General features: G+C 40.4%; 16 protein-coding genes. 2 read left to right on the forward strand and 14 right to left on the reverse strand.

The features are described from left to right. Positions 1–15: 15 nt before the first annotated feature. Complete coding sequence (locus BMY70_RS11550) at positions 16–1,296, forward strand: RagB/SusD family nutrient uptake outer membrane protein (RefSeq protein ID WP_090335316.1); 1,281 nt, start codon at positions 16–18, stop codon at positions 1,294–1,296. Between the two features lie 469 nt (positions 1,297–1,765). Here BMY70_RS11550 and BMY70_RS11555 read toward each other — a convergent pair whose 3' ends face one another. From BMY70_RS11555 to BMY70_RS11615, 13 genes are all read right to left on the reverse strand, one after another. Then, complete coding sequence (locus BMY70_RS11555; protein WP_090335317.1) at positions 1,766–2,182, reverse strand: pyridoxamine 5'-phosphate oxidase family protein; 417 nt, start codon at positions 2,180–2,182, stop codon at positions 1,766–1,768. Between the two features lie 124 nt (positions 2,183–2,306). Next, positions 2,307–4,682, reverse strand: coding sequence for an ABC transporter permease (locus BMY70_RS11560; RefSeq protein ID WP_090335318.1), 2,376 nt, complete (start codon positions 4,680–4,682; stop codon positions 2,307–2,309). A gap of 60 nt (positions 4,683–4,742) precedes the next feature. Further along, on the reverse strand, positions 4,743–7,136 hold the full coding sequence (locus BMY70_RS11565; protein WP_090335319.1) for an ABC transporter permease: 2,394 nt from the start codon (positions 7,134–7,136) through the stop codon (positions 4,743–4,745). Positions 7,137–7,170: 34 nt separating this feature from the next. Then, complete coding sequence (locus BMY70_RS11570; protein WP_090335320.1) at positions 7,171–7,842, reverse strand: hypothetical protein; 672 nt, start codon at positions 7,840–7,842, stop codon at positions 7,171–7,173. 7 nt (positions 7,843–7,849) lie between these two features. After that, positions 7,850–10,276 carry an ABC transporter permease gene (locus tag BMY70_RS11575; protein WP_090335321.1) on the reverse strand — a complete coding sequence of 809 codons (2,427 nt, stop codon included), beginning with the start codon at positions 10,274–10,276 and terminating at the stop codon, positions 7,850–7,852. A 34-nt stretch (positions 10,277–10,310) separates the two neighbouring features. Beyond that, positions 10,311–12,764, reverse strand: coding sequence for an ABC transporter permease (locus tag BMY70_RS11580; protein ID WP_090335322.1), 2,454 nt, complete (start codon positions 12,762–12,764; stop codon positions 10,311–10,313). Positions 12,765–12,879: 115 nt separating this feature from the next. Further along, positions 12,880–15,288: an ABC transporter permease gene (locus tag BMY70_RS11585; protein WP_090335323.1), complete on the reverse strand. Its 2,409-nt coding sequence runs from the start codon at positions 15,286–15,288 to the stop codon at positions 12,880–12,882. Positions 15,289–15,496: 208 nt separating this feature from the next. Further along, positions 15,497–16,534 carry a DUF4097 family beta strand repeat-containing protein gene (locus tag BMY70_RS11590; protein WP_090335324.1) on the reverse strand — a complete coding sequence of 346 codons (1,038 nt, stop codon included), beginning with the start codon at positions 16,532–16,534 and terminating at the stop codon, positions 15,497–15,499. 223 nt (positions 16,535–16,757) lie between these two features. Next, positions 16,758–17,117 (reverse strand): hypothetical protein, encoded by a 360-nt coding sequence (locus tag BMY70_RS11595; RefSeq protein WP_090335325.1) that lies wholly within the window; start codon positions 17,115–17,117, stop codon positions 16,758–16,760. 24 nt (positions 17,118–17,141) lie between these two features. After that, complete coding sequence (locus BMY70_RS11600; RefSeq protein WP_090335326.1) at positions 17,142–17,357, reverse strand: hypothetical protein; 216 nt, start codon at positions 17,355–17,357, stop codon at positions 17,142–17,144. A gap of 88 nt (positions 17,358–17,445) precedes the next feature. Next, a complete protein-coding gene (locus tag BMY70_RS11605) occupies positions 17,446–18,852 on the reverse strand; it encodes a GH1 family beta-glucosidase (RefSeq protein WP_310590637.1) in 1,407 nt (468 codons plus the stop codon). Between the two features lie 215 nt (positions 18,853–19,067). Continuing rightward, complete coding sequence (locus tag BMY70_RS11610; RefSeq protein ID WP_090335327.1) at positions 19,068–21,533, reverse strand: T9SS type A sorting domain-containing protein; 2,466 nt, start codon at positions 21,531–21,533, stop codon at positions 19,068–19,070. A 1,398-nt stretch (positions 21,534–22,931) separates the two neighbouring features. After that, the gene (locus BMY70_RS11615; protein WP_090335328.1) at positions 22,932–23,501 is read right to left on the reverse strand and encodes an RNA polymerase sigma factor; all 570 of its coding nucleotides are present in this window, start codon (positions 23,499–23,501) and stop codon (positions 22,932–22,934) included. A gap of 256 nt (positions 23,502–23,757) precedes the next feature. Here BMY70_RS11615 and BMY70_RS11620 point away from each other — a divergent pair, with 256 nt between their 5' ends. Continuing rightward, positions 23,758–24,687, forward strand: a complete 930-nt coding sequence (locus tag BMY70_RS11620) for a serine hydrolase (RefSeq protein ID WP_090335329.1) — start codon at positions 23,758–23,760, stop codon at positions 24,685–24,687. Between the two features lie 61 nt (positions 24,688–24,748). Here the strand turns inward: BMY70_RS11620 and BMY70_RS11625 are convergent, their stop codons facing one another. Next, on the reverse strand, positions 24,749–25,957 hold the full coding sequence (locus BMY70_RS11625) for a YncE family protein (protein ID WP_090335512.1): 1,209 nt from the start codon (positions 25,955–25,957) through the stop codon (positions 24,749–24,751). Positions 25,958–26,066: the final 109 nt, after the last annotated feature.

Raw genomic sequence — 26,066 nt, forward strand, 5'->3', positions numbered from 1 at the left:
CTATAAATTCTTGACATGAAAAAAACACTAATATATTCGACTCTTGCAGCATGGATGCTGACGGTTTCGTCGTGTGAACAAAAAGAATATCTCAACCCAAGTTCTGCCAGCGAGACGCAGGTCATCACAGATGTTTATGGACTAATCTCGCTCGCAAACGGATTGCAATACCGCTACTCAGTCGGTGGCGCAGGCGTGACATATTCAATGATTTCTGCAAACGGTTTAACTACGAAAGAACTTCTCGTCTTAAATGCAGGAAACACAGATCTTGATCTTTTAGGAAAAGGATCTGGGAATGTTCAGGGAAATAATGCAATCGTTTCAAATTTGTGGGCGCAGAGCCATCTGACGAAATCCAATGCCGACATTATTCTCAAAAATATTAATGTAGCAGCTGATCCAGCCTTAAAAAGCGGATTAACAGCTTATGCTTCTATTTTTCGAGCACTTTCTCTGGGCGCGTTAGGCGAGTTCTGGCAGCAGGCACCAATCGGAACTGCCGCAAACATTGCTTTCAACACGCGTGAAGAAGTTTTAAAAGAAGCCATCGCAACGCTTGAAACGGCGGCAACAGCAATTACTGCAACAGCACCGTCGGCTGATTTCACTACACGTGTTGTGAACAGTATCGATATGCCAAATACAATTCAGGCCTTAATTGCCCGTTACAGTTTGATGCTGGGCGATTATGACAAAGCGCTTGCAGCAGCTAACAAGGTTGACCTGACAAAAAAGTCAGCGTTTAATTTCGACGACGTAAGTCAAAATCCGGTTTTCTTCAACTCTTTTGGAAACAGAAACGTGACAGAACCCGTCAATACTGCTTTGGGCTTGCCGGATGCACTAAAACCGGAAGCAGGCGATAAACGTGTGACTTTCTACACGCAAACTGCTACTCCTGCAAGAAACCTCGGAACTGGCTTTTTTACATCCAATACTGCACAAATTCCGGTTTATCTTCCGGGTGAGGTTACTTTGATCAAAGCGGAAGTGCTGGCAAGAAAGGGAACAATTGACGCGGCTGTTACTGAACTTGATAAGGTACGTACAAAAACGACTGATGTCTGGGGAATTGGCGCTTCGCTGCCGGCTTACTCGGGAGTGAAAGATGCAACTTCTGTACTTACCGAAATCTATAAAAACCGTGCAATTGAATTATACATGTCTGGTTTGAAACTTGACGACAGCCGCCGTTTCGGGCGTCCGGCAACGGAACGCAACCGCGACTGGTATCCTTATCCGACGAACGAACGTCAGAATAATACAAGTACTCCGGCAGATCCGGCCAATTAAAGATTAATAGTTAAATCAAAAAGGCAGAAGCAGGAATTTTACTTCCACTTCTGCCTTTTTGATTTTGGCATACGCCGTTTTGATTTAAGAAGGTTTAACTAATTTCGCTTGACCGTTATACCTCAGGTAATTTTATTTTCATGGCTAATAAATAACAGGTTGTTTTTGGTGGAAATCGTGGTCCCGATAATTATCCGGACCACGACTGGATTACCTAGCAACCTATCCAGTATGATTCATAAATGAAATCTAATGGACTTCTAAATCTAAAAAACCAATGCCAATAAATAAATTACTGATTTACAAGTTATTAAAATACATACTTATTGAAAACTGTGCGATTTTGAACATTTAGTGTTCGGTTTCGCATCGGATCAAATCCACATAATATCCAAGTTCCCCACAACAAAAATGTGGACACAGCAGACCAGGTTGTCTATTGTATCCACATCATTTTAAAAGTGATACCCTATAGTTTCACGTCTCCTTCTTCCATTTCCTGCCAGTATTTGATCCTGTCTGCTTTGACTTTGATCATCGTTACACCTGGTGTGTCCAAGCCCTTTTCAAACCATTGTTCAAGTTCCTTTATCCAATGCTGTTCCATTTCTGCCCGATCGGTCGTGATATCTGCTTTTCCTGAAACAGAAATGAAAATATCTTTTTTGCCCTGAAATGTCAGGCTGACCTTATTATCTTTCTCAATATCTTTTATCATCCGGGATCCTTTCCAGGTAAAAAAATAGGAATTCCCATCATATTCTACTTGCCCGTTATTACTCATCGGACGAGATCCTAATGCACCGTGTGCGGTCGTTGTGGTCAGCATACAAAGGTCTATATCCTTCATGATCTTGCTAACGTCTTTCAATGTTTTATCTGCCATAATTCAGTTTGTCGTTTATTGAAGACTTACAACAAAACAATGCCTAGATCTGCGTAACTTAAACGGTGGAAATATTTACACAAACACTGTATCACAGAATTTAATAAACCACAAAACGCAAAGATCAGGAACGTAAAGATTTAACAGGATTCTTCAAAGCCGCTTTTATCGCCTGAAAACTTACTGTGCCCAGAGCAATAAAAACCGCTATCACACCAGCTAAGGCAAAACTCCACAAGGGAATCGCAATGCGATACGCGAAATCCCGGAGCCACTGATCCATCGCGTACCAGGCTACTGGCACAGCGATCAAAATTGCTAAGAGAACCAGTTTTATGAAGTCCACCGAAAGCAAGCCGACAATACTGACCGTGGAAGCACCAACAACTTTTCTGATACCGATTTCCTTTGTACGCTGCGTGATGCTGAATGCAGATAAACCTAACAACCCAAGGCAGGAGATGATTATTGCAAACGAGGCAAAACAGATGAAAAGTTTCCCAAAACGCTGCTCGTCCCGATACTGGTTATCGTAAGCCTCATCCGCAAAAAAGTATATCAGCGGCATGTCAGGTATCAATGATTTCCAGGCTCTTTCGAGATTTGCTATGCTTTCAGGAGTATTTTCTCCGGAAATATTTAGTGTCAAAAAAGTGAAAAATCCTGGTGCTACACGTAATGTCATTGGCTGAACTTTTTCCTGAAACGAGCGGAAATGGAAATCTTTTATCACCCCTATTACAAATCCATTTACGTTCAGCTGGGAAAATCGTTTTCCTATAACATCTTTTGGATTTGAAAATCCCAAACTTTTTACCGCCGTCTCGTTGATGAGAATTGCCTCTTTTAAGTCGTTACCAAAATCTTTTGAAAACATTCGTCCGGCAAGCACAGAAATTCCATATTGTTTTATAAAATCGTAATCCACAAAATAGGTATCGGATTGAAATTCCTGCATTTCGTTTGCAACGTTTTCTATCTGCGTAGGAAAAAGATGGTTGGGTCGTCCGGGAATACTGGAAGAAATACTCGCCATCGTAACGCCGGGAATTTTTGTCAGCTTGTCTTTAACAGATTCCTGATGGCTTATAATATTGTCGTCATACTGAAAATCAATCACCAGGTTATGATCCTTTTTGAATCCGAGTGCCTGATTTTGCATAAAGTGAAGCTGCCTGTATACAACGATTGTTGCAACAATCAGGATGATTGAGATCGAAAATTGAGCCGTAACCAGCACTTTTCTAAAGTTCACTCCCTGAGTTGCAGAAACAAATCCTCCTTTAAGTGAGCTGACTGGCTGAAAGCGAGAAAGAAAGAATGCTGGATAAATTCCGGAAAGTAATCCGATGAAAACAGCAGCAGAAAAAAGGACAAATAAATAATTAATATTTTCAAAAATCCCTGCGTTAATAATCTTGCCGGTAAGATCGTTGAAAAGCGGAATCAGCAGACTGCACACCAGAATGGAAGCAAAAAATGCTATCAAGGTCAGAGATACTGACTCGACCAGAAACTGAAAAATAAGCAGTTTTCTCGTAGTCCCCAGCACCTTTCGAACACCGATTTCTTTTACCCTTTGAATCGAAAGTGCCGTTGTCAAATTAATAAAATTGAAACAGGCGATAAATAGAACAAACGCAGCAACAAATGAGAAGATATAAACATGGCTCCGATTCCCGGTAACGGAGGTTCCGGCCTTTGAACCTCTTGGTTTCGCATTCAGATAGACACTTTTCAACGGTTCAATAGCAAGGGAATATTCACCCAGCTTTTGATCGATATGCGTTTTTACAAAATCCGGTAATTTGGCGGAAAGTTTTGAGGCGTCGTAGTTTTCTGGTAACAACAGATAGGTGTAAAAGAAAAACCGTTTTGAATTCCGCATCCACTCTTCTCCTAACGTCGACATGGAAAGCAGCATATCAACCCGGAAATGAGAATTATGAGGGATATCTTTCATGACACCTGTAACTTGCGCACGCTCTTTTCCGTTAACCAGAAGAATTCCACCCACAGGGTTTTCATCACCGAAATATTTCCGTGCGCTCGTTTCTGACAAAACGATTGAGTATGGAGCTTTCAGGATATTATCGGGGTTTCCGCTTATCAGGGGGAAACTGAACACTGAAAAGAGTGAAGAATCCGCATACGCTATTTTTTCATCCGCATATTGCTCCTGGTCTTTCTGAATGATCAGGTGATCGAGAAAAATTCTTGTCGCTGCCTGAACTTCCGGAAAAGCGGCCTCCATCGCCGACGCCATCGGTGCCGTGGTACTCAAATAATCGATTCCATTGGGCGTTTTTACGTCGGTCACCAACCGATAGATTCGCTCTGATTTTTCGTGGTACCGGTCATGGCTCAGTTCGAAAGACACAAAAGTCAAAGCAAAATAACACACACTTAAACCAACCGTTAACCCAATCAGATTGATGACGGAAAAGCCTTTTTGTTTCCAGAGATATCGGAAAGCTGTAACGAAGTAATTCCGGAACATGACGTATTAATTAGTTTAGAAAATGGCAAAAACTTAACAGGCAGTTTTTACCTTGCCTTTTCACTCCGATTTCAAGGATTTCACAGGATCTTTCAAAGCAGCCGAAACTGACTTGTAGCCCACGGTCACTGCTGCGATGATAAGGGTAGTGGTTAACGAAAGAAGAAAAACACCCGCACCGAATTCGGCTTTATACTGAAAATCCTGCAGCCAGCTATTCATCACCCACCATGCTAAAGGTCCCGCGACAATAAATGCAACGAGCAACAGCCGTACAAATTCCTTCCCAAAAATCCAGACAATGTTTGCAACGCTTGCTCCCAGCACTTTCCTTACGCCTATTTCTTTCGTCTTTTGTGTGGTCATGAATGATATCAAACCATATAATCCCAGACAGCCAATAAAAATCGCGATGGCAGCAAAAGCCTGAATCAATTGCAGCATAAGGTTATCTGTCTGATAAAACTCAGCGATACGGTCATCAAGAAATTCGTATTTGTAAACGTATTGCGGGAAAACTTCACTCCACAATTTTTCGATAGACTCCAGTGTGGATTTCATATTCCTAGCGTCAATGTTAACTGCAAAATTCTGGTAATTTGTATAATCTGAGACAATACAAATAGGCATAATGCTTTGTCGGAGAGAATAATGATGGAAGTCCTCGACCACACCAACGATAAGAGCTGAACTTTGCCCTCCATTTACGCTCAGTTTTTTACCGATAATATCTTGCGGAGATTTCAGGTTAAGTTTTTTTACCAACATTTCATTAACCACAAATTCACGGGCAGTATCTGACCGCGCAATGTTGCGACCAGCGATAATTTTCAGGCCAAAAGAATTAATATATTGATCATCCGCAAATTTCATATTGATGGAAAAAAGTTCGTCCTCGGAGCGAGAATCGAATCTCATTTTAACCGTCCGGTTGGAGTTTGCAGCCGGAGCCTCAAAACAGAAAGTGTTGTTTCCAACACCGGAATTCTGCGAAATCCTCGATCTCAACGTGCTCATTTTAGAAAGATCTTTGTCTGGAACCGGCAACATAACAACTGCATCTTTCTTGAAGCCGAGATCCGTTTTTTGAGAAAAATGCATCTGGTTTGCGATGACTATTGTCCCAATAATCAGGATTTGTGATATGGCAAACTGCGCCACCACCAGTCCTCTTCTCAGTGTAAAACCTCCTACATTTTTTTGTGAAAGCTTTCCTTTCAAAGCCGCTATTGGCTGAAAACCTGCCAGGATCAAACCAGGATATGAACCAGAACAGAATATTGCTATTAACGCCAGGCCAGCCAAAAATGCTAACAAGGAAATATCTGATAGAATAGAAATAGTCAGTTGCGACTCAAACAGCGTATTAACATAAGGCAGAATCGCGTAACACAGAATCAGGGCGGCGCCCACAGCAAAGCCTGTGATAATCGCCGTTTCGGCAATAAATTGCCAGAAAAGCTGCGATTTCCGGCTACCTAAAACCTTTCTCACCCCGATTTCCTTTGATCTGCTCAGGGCCTGGGCAGTTGCGAGATTAATGAAGTTTAAACAGGCGGTCACAATTAAGAAAATACCAATGAACGCCAGCGCCCACAGATTTTTCTTTTCCATATAACCTCCCAGCTCCGAATTAAAATGAATGTCTGATAATGGTTGCAGTTTAAACTGAAAAGTAACTGCATCTTTGGGACTATAATATTTTTTGGAAATAGCCGGAAGCGCTTTCTCAACAATCTCCTGGGAGATTCCTTCTTTTAATAAAACAAAACTTTGCGACCCGGAATATACTCCTCCCCAGCTATTATCTCCAGCGAGCCACGCGTTTTCGTCCTTCAGATTTTCATAAGAAAGGTAAATTTGCTGGCAACGGTCTGTATTTACGGGCAGATCTTGCAAAATTCCGGTTATCTTGTAATTTGTACTATTGTTGATCCGGATCGTTTGCCCGATCGCGCCTGCCTTTCCAAAATATTTAACCGCAAGTTTTTCGGTAATGATTGCTGAATTCGGGTTCTTCAAAACGGTATTTTTATCTCCTTCCAAAAGAGGAAAATTCATAATGTCAAAAAACTCCGGCTCGGCATAGGCCAAACCTTCTTTTTCTTCAAATTTGAGATTATCCTTTGAATTCGGCAGCGAAATTAATTGTCGGTCATACGATACAACCCTGGCTGTTTTTTCCGCGAACGCGAAGTCGTTACGAAAAGCTTTTCCCAATGGCGAAGGGACGCCATTTTCCTGAACAATTGTTTCCTCGTGAAATTCTGTAATCAGGCGGTAAATCCTGTCGCTTTTCGCGTGAAAATTATCAAAACTCAAATGATACCGAACGAGCATGAAAATCAGAATAGCGCAGGTTATTCCCAACGCCAATCCGCATATATTTATGAAAGTATAAGCCTTGCTGCGCTGCAAGTTTCGATAAGCGATTTTAAAATAATTTTTCAGCATGACTTTCTAATTCATTTGAAGTTTCAAGACATTATTATTTTTTTCTGATTTTGAGATCAGCAAAGTCACCACTCGCCTGGTCTCCAACCCAAAATCCAACTTTTCCATTTCCCTGATTACTCAACTGCTGAACAACCAAACTAGGCTTGTCGCTATGTTCGACAAAAACTTTCACTTCCTTTTCCTCAATCACAATTTTCACATGAAACCACTCATCAGGTTCCGGTACTGGATTTACCGGTTTCTCATACTGATTCGGATATTCTTTTCTTAGTTTCGGCCAGTCATTTGCCGGCAATGAAATGTATTGGACTGAATGATTTTTTCGCTCCGTATCGGTCGATTTAAAATTAAATGGCCGGAAATAAACGGCGTCATAAGTCTTGTCATCATGACCGTGAAAAGCAAAACCGACAAAACTTTTCTGCATCACATTTCTGCCTTTCAAATCAAATTCAATTGTCCCTTCAGAAAACGCAACTCCATCCAGCCATGCGACACCTGAATCCGGTTTTTCATCCAGATGGATAACATTTTTCCTTTCTCCCGACTCGGTCAAAGTGGCTGTTCTATTGTATGTTTTTATAGAACCAGATTTAAAAAGTTTCGCTAAATCCGGCTCGATCACGGTTTGAGCATGAACAGTGAAGCAGGAAAACAGGAAAAAATTTAATGCGATGTACTTAACAAAAGGGCGATTTTTCATGACAGGATTATTCAGATTTAAGAGATTTAACAGGATTTACCAACGCTGCCTTGATACCTTGAAACATAATCGTGAACAGAGCGATCATGATCGAAATACTTCCTGCAACAGCGAAAATCCACCAGGAAATATCGATGCGATATGCAAAATCGCTTAACCATATTTTCATAAAATAGTAACTGACCGGACTTGCAATTAGTATAGCAATGATTACCAATAGTAAAAAATCCTTTGACAACAATCCGACGATACTGGCGACTGAAGCTCCGAGCACTTTTCTGATACCAATTTCTTTATTACGATTTTCAACTGTGAAAGTAGCAAGGCCAAACAATCCAAGACAAGCAATCACAATCGCCCAGATCGACGCTGTGGTGAAAATCCGGCTATACTGTCTTTCGGAAGTATATTGTTTATTGAAGTTTTCATCAACGAAAAAGTATTCGAATGGATTTTCTGTGAAGTAATTTTTATAGATCGTTTCCAGTTTCGCAATTTTATCCTGCATCTGATCCGTGGTCAGGTTTACCGTAATGTACTCACTACTGTTTTGCGGATAGAAAATCATCGGATCAATTGCCTTTTGCAAGCCGGTATGATGGTAATCTTTTAGAACTCCGACAACTTCCAGATAGCGCTCATCCCATTTTATTTTGGTATTAACTGCTTCCTCCGCAGACTCAAACCCCAGTTGTTTTACAGCTTTTTCATTTAAAATAACCTTGTCATTTTTATTCCATTCCACACCCGTTTCCTGCGGTGTAAAATTCCGTCCGGCTTTTAATTTCAGGTCATAAACACCAATATAACGGTCGCCGATTATAGCGAATGAATAGGTTTTCAGCTCATCACCAGGCTTTGATTTTGGCTGTGTAAAACCTGATGTTGAAAAATTATACCAATTTCCAGGAACACTGCCGGATAAGCAATAATCCTTAACATAACTCTGACCATTTAGGTCATTCCAGAATGCTGTTTTTCTAGTTTTAAAAGTGCTGTCTCTCCCAACTTCCGGTCCGCGAATAACCATTAAACGGCTTGTTTTCACACCAAGATTTTGATTCTGCATAAAACGCAGCTGGCTATAAATGATGATTGTGACCAGCATCAAAGCCACAGAAATACTGAACTGCGAAACCACCAGCGACTTCCTCAGAAAAGCGCCCTGGGAAGTTTTTGTCAGTTTACCTTTAAGAATTTTTACAGGATTGAATTTTGATAAGGCATAGGCAGTATAAATTCCTGAAAGAATAGATCCGACCAGAAAAATCCCCAAACCAATCGCCCAGATATAGGATGAGCCGAGCGTTTCCAGCGAAAGTTCTTTTCCGATCAGCTGATTAAACAAGGGTTGAAGAAGATAGACAAGCAGCAAAGCAAATCCGAAACTTAGTAAAGTGACAAGACCAGATTCTCCTAAAAATTGTAAAATTAAATTTCCGGGCGTCGCGCCGATGACTTTCCTAACGCCAACTTCACTTGCCCTTTTCAAAGAATTAGCGGTTGAAAGATTTATATAATTAAACCAGGCAATAAGCAGGATCAAAAATGCAATTCCTCCGAGTGTGTAAACATATTGCACATTACCGGTGGTTTGGTAAGGATCGTTTAGCTTATCCGATAAATGTAAATTCGAGAAAGCTTGTAATCGAAATTTTACACCATCCTTATCCTTTTTCTCCGCCTCCCGATATTTGGTCAATTTATTTTCCAGTCCTCTGATATCTACACCTTTGTTTAAAAGAAAAAATGTATTGATATACTGCGATTGAAGATTATCAGGATCTGCCCAGTCATTGCCGTTTAAGTTTGCCGGATTTTCAAGTGTTTTGAGTGAAAAAATCATGTCAGGTTTTATATCTGAATTTTCAGGAGATTCAAAAACACCTTCCACGGAATATGACAAAGTTCCAAACTGGTTGGAAAGCGTCAAAACTTTACCGATCGGATCTTCTTTGCCAAAATATTTGTCGGCTGACCTGGTTGAAATAAAAACAATTTTAGGCTCATTAAATGCTGTTTTATTTCCTTTGACAACATTAAAAGTAAAAAACTCGAAAAAATTTCCGTCGGCGTACCCAATATTGTTTTCACGAAAAATCTCCGGCGTTCTGCCCTCTTTTTTAACAATACCTTTTGCGATATCATCACTGAAACGACAGTACGATTTTATCTCATTAAAGTTCTGTTGCACTCTTTTTGCCCAACCCGGTTCAACTTGCCCCCAGGTATTTCCTTTTATATCCAGATTTATAATCCTGTACATATCAGGCAAATCCTTATGAAACTGGTTGACGCTTTTCTCAAAACTTACATACTCAAGAATTAATAAAAACGCCGCAATGCCCATTGCCAGGCCGGCAATATTGATAGTGCTGTATACTTTGTTCCGAAACAAATTCCGGAAAGCAATTTTCAAATAATTCCTGATCATGATCTGTTAGGTTAAGTAGGGAAAATACATTTCTTCATTCCGATTTTAATGATTTTACCGGATTAGTCAGCGCGGCTTTTATTGCTTGCGAACTAACGGTTAACAATGCGATGGCTATCGCCAGAACTCCGGCAATCAGAAACATCCACCATTCTATGGTTATGCTGTAAGCAAAATCCTGCAACCATTTTGACATAACATACCAGGTTAGTGGCGTTGCGATGATGAGAGAAACCAATACCAGTTTCATAAAATCTCCGGAAAGCAAAGCGACGATACTGGCAACAGAAGCGCCAAGAACCTTCCTCACCCCTATCTCCTTGATTCTTTGCTGGGCTGCAAAAGCTGCCAGACCGAACAGTCCAAGGCAGGAGATCAAGATGGAAACGATGGTAAAAGAATTTACAATCCGCGATGTTCTTGCATCTGCGGAATAATTGCTCTGGAAATCATCGTTGAGAAAAGTATATGAAAACGGTTCGTCGGGTACCAGCGCTTTCCATTTGGCTTCCATAAATGGTAAAACGCTGCTAACGTCCCTGGTGTTGACATGCGCAACCATATAATTAAAATTATCTTTATTCAGAAAAAACGCGTACGGCTGTATGACCTTGTGCAGATCCTCAAAATGGAAATCTTTGACAACACCAATGATCTCCAACGAACCGATTGTATTTTCATTCATATTAAAATTAAGCTTTTGCCCAACCGATTTTTCCAATGGAATACCAAATTTGCGAAGCGCGGCTTCATTCACGACAATTTTGAGATTGGTATCTGCGGGGAAATCCGCAGAAAACATTCTCCCCGCGGCCAGCTTGAAATCCATTGTTTGCATAAAGTCGGCAGCGACGCCATTAGTTTTTATAAGCCCGTCATCATTGACACTTTGTCCGGGCAAAAATACCGACATATCGCTTGGATTAAGAATTCCGGGATAGTATGAAGTGCCGGAAGCCGCAGAAATCCGGCTGTTTTGCAGCATCTCATTTCGCAAAGCCGTATAGGCTTTTCTGGCTTCTGCGCTTCGTAAGGGAATAACAATCTGCTGGTCTTTTGCAAAACCTAACGGCTGATCTCTCATGAAATTTATTTGTCCCTGAATGACCATTGTCGCTACCACAAGACCAATTGAAATAACAAATTGAAACACGACCAAACCTCTGCGGAGTGCTGTTGCGGACACAGAATTGACAAATTTGCCTTTTATTACATCCAGAGGATTAAACACAGATAAATAAAACGCAGGATAACTCCCTGAAAGAAGGCCTGTTATCAGCGCCAGTGCGACGAAAGAAAATACAATTTCGGATTTGAATAATTCGGAAATTTGAAGCGATTTGTCTGACAGCTGATTGAAAAAGGGCAGCAATACCAGAACCGAAATAATTGCCAGGATCAATGCCAGGAAAGTTAAAACCATTGATTCGGCGAGGAACTGGCCAATCAATCCACCTTTTCCCGCTCCCATTACCTTACGGATCCCAACCTCTGCGGCTCTTTTGGCCGAACGAGCTGTGGAAAGATTCATAAAATTTATACAGGCGATCAGCAATGTGAACAGCGCAATGGAAGCCAGTACGTAAAGATACGTCGTGCTTGTTGTAGGTCCGACAATCCTGTCGATCTGACTGAAAAGGTGAATGTCTTTTACCGGCAATAGATATAGTTTTTTGTCAAAACCGGCAATTTTTAAATCTTTCCGGGCATATTTTTCAATGAATGAAGGCAGTTTAGCACTGAATTTTTCTGCGCTGGTTCCGGGTTTCAGCCGCAGATAGGTATAGAACATATTGTTGTTGGTAAAATCAATATCGGATTGTCTCAGATAGTCACCAACCCAACCTGAATGGATTGAAACGAAATAATTCGCGTCTATATGCGAACGTGCGCCTTCGTTATGAAACACACCAGTCACTTTAAAATCCTCGTTATTACCAGATCTTCCGCCGATTCTGATTGTTTTATTCAGAGCCGATTCGTTGCCAAATAATTTACCGGCAACTTCTTCTGACAAAACTACGGAATGCGGGTCGTTCAATGCAGTTTTTGCATCTCCTTCAATAAACTTGTAAGTAAATACATCGAAAAAAGTAGAATCGACGTGAATACCTTTTGTTTCATAAAACGACCTTTCCTGTTTTCCCGGCTGGGAAGTTTTAAGCAAGGTTTTATTTTCAAGAAAATTCTGCCAGAGTCTGGTTACCTGAACAACTTCCGGAAACTCTGCCTTGACGGCCTGTGCATATGGCGCGGGAGCTCTGGGATTATCCATTTTCTCACCGTTGGATTGAACATTTTCACTCCGTAAAAGGTACAAATCGTTGACGTGTTCCTGATGTTTATCAAACGACGTTTCGCTGAGAATGTAAAGTAAAAGCAGCATGCAGCACGTCATCCCCACAGACAAACCAAATACATTGATCGCGGAAAAGAGCTTGCTTGAAAGCAGATTCCGCCAGGCGATTTTCAGATAATTTTTAAACATATTCTTGAAGGTTTTCTGGCTAAGTAAATTTTGCGGATGAAATTTTTTCCGATCATTCAGGTTTTCGAAATACTCGTATTAGCAGTCCGGCGGAAAAAAACCGTCAGACGGGGCTCTATTCTGATTTCAGGGATTTTACCGGATTTACAAGCGCTGCTTTTATCGATTCATAACCAGCTGTGATTGCGGCCACGATGAACGTGATCGTGACGGCAAGGATCATAATTTTCGCATCTATCGGAATTCTATACTCGTAATCTTCGAGCCATCCCTGCATCACATACCAGCCTAGTGGCGCGGCGATGACAAACGCTACCCCGATCAGTAAGGAAATTTCTTTACCAAACAGGCCGATAATATTGATAATGCTTGCTCCCAAAACTTTGCGAACGCCAATTTCCTTCGTTTTTTGTGAAGCCATGAATTTCACCAGACCATACAATCCCAGACAGCCGATGAAGATTGCGATGAAAGAAAAAATCCTGATGAGTTTCAGCATCATGTTTTCCAATGCATAACTTTTGGCTATACTTTCATCCAGAAAAGATTGTTCATAGAGATAATCCGGGAAGTATTCGTTCCATAATTTCTCTACGCTTTTCATGGTTTTGTTGAGATTTGCAGTATTTAATTTGATAGCGCATCTGTAATTGTAGTCCTTGTAACTGAAAATCGCAATCGGATTAATATCGCTCTTGAAAGATGTATTGTTCCAGTTTTTCAGCACTCCGTATATCGGTGCGGTAACGCCCCAGATTTTAAGATTCTTGCCAATTGCCTGGTTTGGATCCTTTAAACCCAACCGCTCAACAGCTTTTTCATTGATCAGAAATCCGCGGATTGTATCGCTTTTAGGAATATTTTTCCCTGCAACATATTGCAGACCAAACGTTTCTACATAATTATCATCCGCGTTTTTCGTATTCATGCTCCATAATTCGTCTTTCTGGCGGGTATCAAACCGGACATTGCTGTTATTATTTGAATTTGTTGTCGGCAGAAAAAGGCAAAAAGAGGCATCAGAAATTCCTGGAATCTCTAACAATCTCTGACGGAATGTGCTTTGATTTATTTTCGCGGGTGTGGGAATCTGAACTTCCGCGACACCTTTTGTCTCGTAACCAACTGATTTTGAAAGCATAAAATCAACCTGATTATTTACAACAAGCGTACAGATAACCAAAAGCTGGATGAGAACAAATTGAAAAATAATCAGTCCGCGACGCAAAGAAATCCCGCCGATCTGTCGTGTTGAGACGCTCCCTTTTAAAGCAAGTACCGGCCTGAAACCAGCGAGAATTCCTCCCGGATACGAGCCGGCTAAAAGAACGACGACTACAAAAAGTGCCGCCATGAAAGTCCATAATAATGAATCTCCCCAATGAATGTTTACAGGCCAGGTTCCCGGCTGATCCAGCCAGTTATTGATATTAGGCACGACAAGAAGTGCAAGTAAAAAACCGATTACCAGCGCGGCAAATGTGATTAGTGCAGTCTCAGTCATGAACTGGATAAAAACCTGGCTTTTCGTACCCCCTACTGCTTTCCGAACGCCAATTTCTTTAGACCGTCTTAATGCCTGTGCCGTTGCCATATTTATAAAATTAAAACAAGCCGTCACAATCAGGAAAGCGCCGATCACACTCATAATCCAGATCCATTTCATCGGCATAGCACCGTCGTAAGTTTCCGAATGGTGCATTTCTGAATACGCAGTCAGCGGATGCGAGTAAAACTTATAGTCATTACCGTGGTATTTCTTGTTCAGCGCCAGCATTTGTTTCTGAACGCTTTTTATATCCGCGTTTTCAGGTAATAAAAGGAAGCAATAGGTGTTTGAATTTACCCCGGACCAGTTATCCAGCCCGCTTCCTCCATAGTCAAATTTTGGATTGGCTGCCAGCGTTTGAAACGAGACAAAAAACGCATAGGGTAAATCAGTATTTTCAGGAGCATTATCTACAATACCAGTCACTTCCAGGTTAAGCTCATTTTCCAGACGAATACTTTTCCCGATCGGATTTTCTTTTCCAAAATATTTTTGCGCCATTTTCTCACTCAGCACAATAGTGTTGGGTTTGGAAAGCGCATGTCTGGGGTCACCAATCTGCCAATGGGAATCAAAAATCGAGAAATATTCAGGCTGAACAAATGCCAGTGTCGGCCCCTCTTCTTTGAATTTTTTGACTACTTTTCCGCTGTTGTCAAGTGCCGCCAGAAATGCATTATATTTCTCGAAGACCATACTTGATTTATACTGAGGAAATTCAGCTTGTGTTGCTTTCCACATAGGCGCCGGAACACCACGCGAGTAGCCGGTTCCGTCCGAGTGAAATCCGGTTGTAATTTGATAAATGTGGTCAATATTTTTGTGTGACTGGTCGAATGACGTCTGGAAACGGATAAACCAAAAAACGATCAGTGCGCAGGCAAGCCCTATCGATAAACCCGCTACATTCAAAGATGCATAAAGGCTGTTTCGCATAAGGTTCCGCCAGGCGACCGTGAAGTAATTTTTTAACATGGCTAAGAAATTTTTAGAAGTAAAAGAATTCCGACAGATGAATCCTTCAGGCTGCTTATCTGAGGTAGGTGGAGTAAATTTTATGCCAAAAAATTATTGTACTGATAATCAAATAATTAAATAGCTATAAAGCAACAAAAGTGTCCGATAACGAACACTTTTGTTCAAGGACGAACGCCTTGCTGAATAAGAGGATTACGATGATTATTTATTGGTTAATGCTTACTGAACCGCCGCTTGCATGTAAGTTTACCGGGATTCCACCACCATTCATTTTTCCCTGTACACGATCCTTTTCCACCTGGCCATCGAAGTTTTTAAGGCTGACAGTTACTTTATTTCCTTTAAGATTCAGGTCCATTCCTTTATCCATAGGCATATTAACACGAAGGCTTCCCGCAGAAGTTGATAAATCTACAAACTTTCCTACCTGCGTAATTTCAACCTCCATGCTTCCGCCGCTGGTATGCGCTTTCACACTTCCCGAAACACTTGCAAGCCGAACAGAACCTCCCGAAGTTCCTGCATCGAGAGCGCCTTTGATTCCATCTCCTTTTATACTTCCGCCGCTTGTATGCGCAACGATATCACCATCCAGGCCATTCAACGAAAGGCTGCCACCAGAAGTCTGAAGGTTTATTTTTCCGTTTAATTCACTGGCCTTGATACTTCCGCCTGATGTATGTAATGTAATGTCCTGCTTGCATTTTTCCACATCAATACTTCCGCCGGATGTTTGTCCGTTGATCACACCAATTAGATCCGAAACTTTTAAGCTTCCACCGCTTGTTCTGAAATTCTGGTCACCTGTAAGTGATGAGATCCGGATGCTTCCGCCGCTTGTCCGCAGATTCGTTGCGATGCTGCGCGGCGTATATACTTTGAAAGAAATCGAAACGCTGTTTTTGTCCCAGCCCGCTTTGTTTTTACGTTGTGCCGTTGCTTTTACGCTGCTGCCCTCGGTACCGATAAAAATATCGAAATCTTCCAGTTTGTCTTCGATTTCTTCTTTGCTGAGATTGACTTTCCCATTCCAGTTATTTGGACGCACATACATTTCGACTTTTACACCGCTAGCCTGATTTCCAGCCACTTCAATAGAGCCCCCCGACGTTTCCACCACCAGGTTTGATACGGCAGCCGTGAATTTTTTGGTGACATATGGTTTTTCATCTGAATTCTGCGCGCGTGATGTGAAGGCGATAAACACTGCAAATAAAAGGGGTAGTAATTGTGTCTTTTTCATGATCTAATAAGTTTCGTTTGATACAGGATGTTTATTTATAAAAGGAGGTTGCGTGCGTATGATTTCTTTTTTGTGTTTTTCCTGCACTAACGTTATCCTGCTAAAACCAAATATTTATCCAAAATTTACAACATGCACATTATCAATAATTTAATTTTTATTAAAAAACAAAAAAGTGCCCAACATTGGACACTTTTTTTTGCACTATCTATAACCCTTACTTTTAATTTTTCCTAATTTCATATACTTCTATCTCATTGTATAAATTAGTTGCGCCCCAGCCGCATTGCACTTCCCGCTTCCTTCCTGTCAGGCTATAACGAATATGAACTTTTGTAAATGAGTAACTGCTTTCTATCTTGCCCAATACCTTTTCAACCTCTTTTAGTCCGTTTTCATTTGGCAAATAATAAAGTGTTGAATCTCCTGATGGAACTTCAAAATGCCATGCACAGCCGTCTGTCGCAAGCATATTAATCCATTGACCATCACTTTCGATAATTTCTACCTCTTTCTGAACAACCTTTTCATCGTTGCAGCTAATCCAGGCAAATAGTCCAAATAAAATGATACCGATTTTCATAATCTTCAAAGCTTAAGGTTTATTCTATTTGCAGGCACCGTCAGTATATCGTTTAACGCCGTCAGCACCAGCTTCACATGCATTTCCATACGTCTGGCCATTACAACCACAGACAGGCATGTAAATATGATAACAGACAACATTTGTTTTTTCTCCGACGCAATCAGCTCCGGGTATTTCATCTTTTTCATTACAACTTCCAAAAGCCAGAAAGAAAAAGCAAATGAATATCTTTTTCATAAATGGAAAGTTAATTTTTCAGACAAGACCCATTCAAACAAAAAAAGGTTGGAAACCAACCTTTTAATTTTCAAATATTCGGCAAAATCTAGTTTTTAAGAAATGACGCAAACCACTTTCCAGAATCTTTGACTATTCGTTCCTGCGTTTCATAATTGACATAAACCAATCCGAATCTGGGATGATAACCTTCTGCCCATTCAAAATTATCCAGCAGAGACCATGCGAGATACCCTCCTACTTTCACGCCTTCTTTTTTGGCTTTTAAAATACTTTTCAGATAATCCTGAAAAAACTCAACCCGCCTGAGATCTTTCACTTTTCCGTCTTCCGGTAAATCTTCAAATGCAGCTCCGTTTTCAGAGATAATAATTTCTTTGACGCCAGCATATTCACTGAATTGTTTAAGAATATCATACATACCATCCGGCGCAACTTCCCAACCCATGGCTGTCAAAGGAACATTTCTTTTTTTTGCAGGAATTTCTTCAAGCCATAAAACAGGAGCAAAATAGGAGTGTTTTACAATGATCCTGAAATAATTTTGCAGACCAATAAAGTCAAAATCAAAAGCCAGTTTATCTTTATCGCCTGGTCTCATGAATTTTTTGATCCCGTTTAAAAACGGAAAAACGTCTGTCGGATATCCTAATCCCAGGGATGGCTCCAGAAACAAACGATTCATAATCGCGTCTGCTCTCTGAGCTGCTCTGATATCCTTCGGTTTATCTGAATATGGCTTTACGTGGGAACAGGAAAGGGCGGTACCTATGTATGCATTCTGCACGTGATCCCGGATAATCCTCCCTCCTTCCGCATTGCACAAGGCCAGGTGATGTACCACAGGAAGGAAATTGAATACGCCTTTTTTCCCTGGCGCGTGCATTCCCGTTGTGTATCCAAGTCCGGCAACAGCTGTCGGCTCGTTCAGTACGATCCAGTTTTTGACCCGGTCGCCAAACTCGGCGGCGCAAAGTGTTACATATTCAGAAAACCAGCTGATGATCTCACGACTTTTCCAACCGCCCCGGTCTTCCAGTGCCTGAGGCAGATCCCAATGGTATAAAGTGATCCATGGCTCAATTTTCAGATCAAGACACTTATCTATAATCCGGTTATAAAAATCAATTCCCATTTGGTTGACACCGCCCGTTCCTTCGGGAATAATTCGCGACCAGGAAAGGGAAAAACGGAATTCTTTAAATCCAAGCTCCTTCACCAGCTCAAGATCGCTCTCATACCGGTTGTAAAAATCGCAGGCAATTTCGGCATGGTCTCCGTTTTTGATTTTACCTTTTTGTTTGGTAAATGTATCCCATATCGACGGACCGCGCCCATCTTCTGCGACACCGCCTTCAATTTGAAATGCAGCAGTCGCTGTTCCCCACCTGAAATCCGTTCCAAAGTCACTGGCGGAAATTGTATCCCTCTTTATATCAGAAACAACAGACTGGCCACGCAGGATATCAAAATTGTCAAAATTAAAATCTTTCAAAACTCACACTAATTACATTCTGTACAGGAAGTTAGCAACGTAAAACTAAACTGAATAATTTCCAAAAAGGTAACAATCTGATAATGTTATGAAAAACTTAACATTGGAAATTACATCCGGCTCATTTAAGGGTCACTCAAAAAATGGTTTTAAACAAAAAAATCCTTCACCTGTACAGAACAGATGAAGGAATTTAAACTAATAACGCTATTCAATTATCTTACAACCTGAATTCTTTGCTTGGTAACCAAGCCACTTAATTGCTTAAAGGTTACGATATAGGTTCCCTGATCCAGGCTGCTGATGTCGATATCATTGCTGCCCGGGGTGAAATCTCTTACTTTAATTCCTCTTACATCGTAAATCTGGATGCTTGCGATTTTCTCAACGCCCGATTTCAGTTTCATGAAGTTCGAACTTGGATTCGGATATAACACTGCCGATTCTTCCGTTACAAAACTTTCAGTTACAATACGGCTGTAAGCAAAAGTCAAGTCATTATCAATCATTCTCAGACGATAAAGGTTGCTTCCGTTGGATGGAGTAGTATGTGTATAGCTGTAAGTCTTTATGACACTACTTTCGCCCTCGGCAGCTACAACACCCAAAATCTCCCACTGCTTGCCGTTCAGACTATGCTGTACTTCAAATTCTTTTGAGTTAGTCTCCATGGTAGTTTTCCAAACCAATGACGCAGAATTTCCCTCTTTTTTAACTCCAAATTCCGTAAGTGTAACCGGTAGAGGTGTTCCTCCTACGATTGATAAACAACCCAGATCAAAGATGAAGGTTTCGCCATTTGATACCAGCTCAACCGATACATATTTCGTATTTTGCGGAGCTCTCTCACTCACTGTATATTTTGCAAGACCTACGGTTGCTGCGCTATAAATTTTTGTTACAAGCGTTTCTTTAATTGAAATTTCTCCACGGTCAGTATTCAAGAATCTCAACCTAAGCTTTTGTCCGTTTACCACGTTAACTCCGGCATAAATAGAGAACGTTACAGAAGATCCCGGATCAGCAGCCTTTTCCTGTGCAATCGTAGACTTACCGACTAGCTTACCAGACTTTGTTCCACAAACTACATAGTCCTCAGACGTTTCGAAAGTGCCAACAACTTTCGTCCAATCAGCTGTTCCGGTTTCGAAATTAGGGTTAAGTAATTTGTTATCGTTACAAGTTTCGCAAACGGGAACTGAAATTGTTAAACAAGCGGCATCAACTTTGAAATAATCGCCTGTTGCGCTACCGAACACTCTTACATATTTTGCACCGGCCGGAGCAACAGCTGTCAGCGTATATTGAGTCATCCCTGTGTTACTTGTTCTTGGAAAATCGTCTACCGATTTATCCAGTAACTTCGAAACACCTTCTTTAACCGTTCCGTCCGGCATCACAAATTGAAGCTTGAAAGTATGTGCACTTTTCGCGTGATATCCTCCCCAGACACTAAGCGTTGCAGTACTTCCGCCAGTAATCAAAACATCCTGATAAAAACTGCCTGATCCGGTTAACAATCCGTTTTGATTTCCACAAACAGGGTATCCGCCATCCCATGAGAAGTTTGCGCCCTCAGAATATTTCCAGTTGGTAGGCACTTTTCTATTTGAAACCGTTGTAAAATCCTCAAAACTTCCGTTGCTCAGCATATTCGTTGTACAGCATGAAACCGGAGGAACGGTTAATCGTACGCAAGCAGCATCAACTTTCAGATAATCACCTGATGAAGCAGCTTCAATCCGAACAAAGTTTGTATTAGCAGGCGCTTCTGCACTTAAAAAATATTGTTTCAATTTAGGCTGTCCTGGCGCACGGTCATCAACATTCCAATCAACAGCCACGCTTTTTGTTGAAAGCGGGGTATTACTTCCTGTTTTGTAAAATGAAAGTTTGAATACCTGACCTGCCGGGTTATGATAGCCACCATAAACCGAATAGTCAACTTTTGTCCCGGGTATTACGGCGATATCCTGATATAGATTTCCAGTACCATTGACAACACCTGCTTTGTTGCCACAAACTTTCCAGTCCGTATTCACACCTGCAGAAGTTTTCTGCCAGGAGGTCAGATCATCTTCGAATCCAGCATTTTTCAGAACGTTGTCATCACAATTGCAATTTACTACCGGTGCGGTTAACTGAAGACATGCGCCATCTATTTTAAACCAGTCGCCCGCCCCCGATGTTGCAGAAACGCGAACGGTAACAGTTCCTTCAGGTGCAGTACCTTCCAGATTATATTTTTTAAGTATCGGCCCGTTACTGGGAGCCTTGTCTACGTCCCAATCAACTGCTACCGATTTTGTCAAAAGTGCAGTTCCTTTAATATCAAGGAAAATCAGATTAAAAGTCTGTCCGAATTTAGCATGATAACCTCCCCATACTGCGAATTTTGCAACAGTTCCAGGCATTACCTGTACATCCTGAGAAAGTGAACCTGCATTTCTAAGAACAACAGCTTTTGATCCGCAAACATCATACGTTGTGTTTGAATCCCAGCTACCGGATTTTGTCCAACCCTTGAAAGTGTCGTTATCTTCAAAGCTGGGATTTGTTAACACGTTGTTCGTGCAACCGCAATCATTTGTTGTCAGGGGGGCCATGGCTGTGACCATGTTAAAGAGGGATGTACATAGCATGACTATGCACATTAATGCAATCGGCTTAATAGTTTTCATGTAGTTGTATAGTTTGAAACAAATAGGGAAAAATTAAAATTTAGAATTAAACACTCGGATATCTTAACATTGAAATGTTCTATTATCTCTAATTACTGATTGAGACGATACAAGTCCAGATTGAAATAAATTTCAACTTGACTGTTTTCTACAATCACGTCAGAACAGAATAATAAACGTTTTAGCAAGAATCTCCTAAAACTCTGATGACCAATGGAAATGAGATATTTACAGATGCAAATGTAAAATAATTTCTATTTAATATTCAAGCCCTATTTTATAATTAAAATTCTATTTCAAACATTAAAAAACTAGCTCTACTAGATTATTTAAAATAGTTCTACAAAGTAAATTAAGTTGATCTACATGTAGAATTATGTAGTATTTGTAATAAATGCATCGAAAATCTAAATGTTGAAGTTTTTAAGATTACACGGTTAAAAAAACACGCGACAATAAGAAATTATAACTTTTCCAAGAAGTAGCAAGCAAACTAAGTTATAATTCCATAGCCGAAGTTATCCGATTTATTCTGTAAGTTCCAAGATTATTTATGTAATCGAAATCTGCTTTCTAGAATATTAATCTTGGCATATTATTTCGTCGTTGAAAACTTTTTAACTCTTAAAATAATACAAATTTCAATTTCGCCTAAAATGAAAAAAGCCTCAATAAATTCTTATTTCAGCCAATTGCGTTATAAAGATTAAAATAAAGATAGTTAACGACCCTAAACTATATACGTCAAAAGTCAATTTCGGGTATGTTCGTTTGCGTTCTCGATAACGCAAGCGAATCAATGCATACCAAGAGTTTTCTGATTTTTCGGACGTTGTTCAATCCTTGCAAAAGCCTTCCTTAACCAAACCCTAATAATCAATTTAAACTATAAGATAATTTAACTGGTTCAAGAATAGCGTTAGAGAAAATATTCCTTAATGGAGTAATATCTTGTAAGCGAGAATGTTTTTGATTGTAGAAGTGTCTGGATAGAGGATATCGTTTATCAGATGATTTGTAGAATCATCATCTCTAAATATTAGTCATAATTTTTTTATGATTTTAATCATGATTTAACCGAAAAATTTAGCTTCTACATAAAAAAATGAAATTTATCCCTGATATCGACACTACAGTCAGTCTTACCCGCGAACTCCAGCTCCCTACCAGACAACCTGCTCATAAAAAATAATAACAATAATTCACATTAAAGTAACATTCACTGTTTCAATTTTGAAAAAATTCTAAATCAAAATGATTACTGAGTTCAAGAAAAGATGGTTTAAATGAAAAAAAGGCAGACTGGGTTAAACCAATATGCCTTAAAATCCGGATTTTGAATCAATCTAATTCTACAAATTCATCCCATTATATACAAAAGAAGTCTGGTAGTATCAGCTATGCGGCGCCCAGAATCACCTCTTTCACGCCGAAAATTTCTCTTAATTCATTAAGTGCTTTTCGAATTCTTGATTTAACTGTACCCAACGGAAGTTTAAGCTTTGCCGAGACCTCTTCATGTGTGTAGCCCTGAAAATAAACAAGATCAATCAAAAGACTTTTCTCTGGCAATAGACGTTGAACAATTGCGCGGATGTCGATTGTCGCGGGTATCGGATTGAAAATAACCCCGTTGGTAAGATCAGCTTCTTGAACGTGTTCCCAGTTAACTGCTTTTGAAAGCTTAACATCCAGACGGAGCCTGTCAATAGCCGTATTTCTTGCAACGTTCAAAATCCATGTAAATAAAGTACCCTTATCAACATTATATGCACCGATATTTTTCCATATCTTCAAAAAAGAATCCTGCATGACATCCGCCGCCTTTTCTTCATCCTTCACAATTTTCATGATGATACCATAAAGTGCAGGAGCATAATGATCATACAAATACTCAAACGCATCTCTGTTATTACTTTTAAGAGAAGAAATCAATTCTTTTTCTGTATAGGTAAATTTCCTTGTCATCTTTTCTGGTATCGTTAACAATCTTTGTGGATAGTAAGGCAACGTATTCGAACTACTTCATAGCTAAAAATTATTGTACCCTGAAAATAGTGGCTAATTATGGGTAAAAATTTCCCAATATCCTGTGTGGAATTTTTTACGTACAACCGTTAGCTATAAGGATTTCCACAGTTGAGAACAGGAGCTTAGTAGTTGAAATTAACTAACTTATAGTTACTTTGCTCAATAGCGCATTTTATTAACCTGATCAAATCTTATGAAAAATCTTTTCAAGATCTCAGTATTTATTTTTTTCTCTGCACAGGCATTTGCTCCAACTGCCAGAGCTCAATCCGAAAAAATGGATCAAAAACTTGTCAGCAAACTGGAAGAAGCAATGAAGGGATTCCGGGGAAACGCTGGCATATATGTAAAACATCTTAAAAATAATCGCATAGCGTCCGTCAATTCGGATTCAGTGTTCCCTACGGCCAGCATGGTCAAGATCCCGATTATGGTCGGAATTTTTGAAAAGATAAGACAAGGAGGTCTAAAATTCGATCAGGTCCTCACTTACCGAGATTCTTTAAAATATGACGATGGTGTTGTGGGATCTTTTAAGGACAGCACCAAAATTCCGATGCCAAAAGTCATCCATCTCATGATCTCAGAAAGTGACAACACCGGGAGTTTATGGCTCCAGGCTCTTGCAGGCGGCGGTGAAGCTATCAATCAATGGCTTGAAACGAATGGATTTGAAAATACGAGGGTAAATTCACGGACGCCAAACCGTAAGCAGGCGCAGGCAACATATGGCTGGGGGCAAACAACACCAAAAGAAATGGCAAAACTAATGCTCATGATCCGCGAAGGAAAAGTGATCAGTCCCGACGTTAGTGAAAGAATGTACCGATATCTGGGGATGCAGTTCTGGGATGGAGAAGCGCTGTCCCAAATTCCGTCGAACGTAAAAACAAGTGCGAAAAGTGGTGCGGTCAATCAGGCAAAGTCGGAGGTGGTTATGGTCCACGCGCCTCATGGCGATTATGTTTTCTGCATAACGACCAAAAATCAGCTCGACCAACGCTGGGAAAGAAGCAACGAAGGTTATGAGCTGATCAGAAAAGTTTCGGAGATAATCTGGAATCATTTTGAGCCAAAAAGCAGGTGGAAACCTGTTAAGGATTATGAAAAATGGTGGTTTTAAAATAAAATTCCTGGTTGTCAAATCTGACGACCAGGAAAGTAAACTATAAAACCGTATCAAATCAGTGTGATTCACTGGACTCGATACCCAAGATTGTAAGACGGTAAGGCGTAGCTGAAACTTTAATTTTATTAATTTTTGAAAAATCAGCAATATCGATCTTAAGCAATTCGCCGCTTTTCGGCTGGGTCACATATAGATATTTTGACGTCGCCTCAATCTGAGGTTTTTGTGTTTCATCTTTCGACGTTGCCGGGATAATGTTCCCACTTTTCAGAACTGTGTTAGTTTTCAGATCATAAACCTTCACTTCACCGCTGTGTAACAGTGCAATCAATTTGTTTCCTGCGTAATCAACCTTTACCTGAATAATATCTGTACTTTCAATCACAGGAGTTACCTTATCCGTGGCAGGATCAATCACATAAGCTCCAACAGATGCAGAATACCCGATGAATTTACCAGCTCCTTTTGCTTCATAAATAGATCCGAACCAGGCTGTTCCGAAACTTGACGGATGGGCAATCAAATGCTGTTTACCTGTTGGTTCCACTGCTAAAATTCCACTCGAAGAGCCAAAAAGAGAGATTTTACCATCACTGGCATTTCCGTGAATCCCTTTTGTCTGAACAGTAGATTCAAAAAGTGTTTTACCTGTTCCGTCGATAATTTTCACTCTTTCCGGCAAAGTGCCAGCCACTGAACCATCTTTTACCGTAATCGCATAAGAGCCATTGTCAAATTTTGTCATAGCACCGTGATGGGCAATGTTTCCGGCACTTACCGTTTTCATTTTAGCACCACTCACATGAAAATCAGCCTCTTTGGCAATACTTAACGTTCCGTCACCATCGTTAAACGTGATTATTTCATCTCCCTTGCTTTTGAAGTGTGTTGGTTTGTTCCCATCGCCAATCAAGGCTCCAAATTTCGGAGTACCTTTTACATCTACATGATCGCCATGTCCTTCAAAACCGGTATCAAATAATTGAACAAGATTATTGGAGGTACTTACCAGAGCCCCAAAGCGCCCCGCCTGGGTAGGGTACAAAGCCGCTTTTGGATATTGTGCCTGGAAAGATTCGACAGAAAGCTTTACAGGATCAATCAATGAAAGTTCTTTCGTTACCTCATCATTGACAAGGATACGGATAAACTTGTATTCTGTCTCTTCAACAGGCGCAACAACCTCTTCATCATCCTTTTCGCAGGAAGAGAAAGCGGAAATAATAAAAACGGCTAATAGAGTTTTGAATAAATTCCTTTTCATACCAAAATTTTTAAAATGCAACAATGATGCAAATATATGAACTTGCATCATTGTTGCAATAATATTAAAGGAAATTTTGAGCTTTGATATTTCCCGGTCTTGTCAGAAA

Origin of the sequence: Dyadobacter koreensis (assembly GCF_900108855.1) — a bacterium.
Taxonomy (GTDB): domain Bacteria; phylum Bacteroidota; class Bacteroidia; order Cytophagales; family Spirosomataceae; genus Dyadobacter; species Dyadobacter koreensis.

What these genes read in the sequence shown, in the direction of transcription:
- BMY70_RS11610 (WP_090335327.1), bottom strand. Translation starts at nt 21,533, where the DNA reads ATGAAAACTATTAAGCCGATTGCATTAATGTGCATAGTCATGCTATGT.
- BMY70_RS11580 (WP_090335322.1), bottom strand. Translation starts at nt 12,764, where the DNA reads ATGTTTAAAAATTATCTGAAAATCGCCTGGCGGAATCTGCTTTCAAGC.
- BMY70_RS11570 (WP_090335320.1), bottom strand. Translation starts at nt 7,842, where the DNA reads ATGAAAAATCGCCCTTTTGTTAAGTACATCGCATTAAATTTTTTCCTG.
- BMY70_RS11560 (WP_090335318.1), bottom strand. Translation starts at nt 4,682, where the DNA reads ATGTTCCGGAATTACTTCGTTACAGCTTTCCGATATCTCTGGAAACAA.
- BMY70_RS11590 (WP_090335324.1), bottom strand. Translation starts at nt 16,534, where the DNA reads ATGAAAAAGACACAATTACTACCCCTTTTATTTGCAGTGTTTATCGCC.
- BMY70_RS11600 (WP_090335326.1), bottom strand. Translation starts at nt 17,357, where the DNA reads ATGAAAAAGATATTCATTTGCTTTTTCTTTCTGGCTTTTGGAAGTTGT.
- BMY70_RS11620 (WP_090335329.1), top strand. Translation starts at nt 23,758, where the DNA reads ATGAAAAATCTTTTCAAGATCTCAGTATTTATTTTTTTCTCTGCACAG.
- BMY70_RS11585 (WP_090335323.1), bottom strand. Translation starts at nt 15,288, where the DNA reads ATGTTAAAAAATTACTTCACGGTCGCCTGGCGGAACCTTATGCGAAAC.
- BMY70_RS11615 (WP_090335328.1), bottom strand. Translation starts at nt 23,501, where the DNA reads ATGACAAGGAAATTTACCTATACAGAAAAAGAATTGATTTCTTCTCTT.
- BMY70_RS11555 (WP_090335317.1), bottom strand. Translation starts at nt 2,182, where the DNA reads ATGGCAGATAAAACATTGAAAGACGTTAGCAAGATCATGAAGGATATA.
- BMY70_RS11575 (WP_090335321.1), bottom strand. Translation starts at nt 10,276, where the DNA reads ATGATCAGGAATTATTTGAAAATTGCTTTCCGGAATTTGTTTCGGAAC.
- BMY70_RS11595 (WP_090335325.1), bottom strand. Translation starts at nt 17,117, where the DNA reads ATGAAAATCGGTATCATTTTATTTGGACTATTTGCCTGGATTAGCTGC.
- BMY70_RS11625 (WP_090335512.1), bottom strand. Translation starts at nt 25,957, where the DNA reads ATGAAAAGGAATTTATTCAAAACTCTATTAGCCGTTTTTATTATTTCC.
- BMY70_RS11550 (WP_090335316.1), top strand. Translation starts at nt 16, where the DNA reads ATGAAAAAAACACTAATATATTCGACTCTTGCAGCATGGATGCTGACG.
- BMY70_RS11565 (WP_090335319.1), bottom strand. Translation starts at nt 7,136, where the DNA reads ATGCTGAAAAATTATTTTAAAATCGCTTATCGAAACTTGCAGCGCAGC.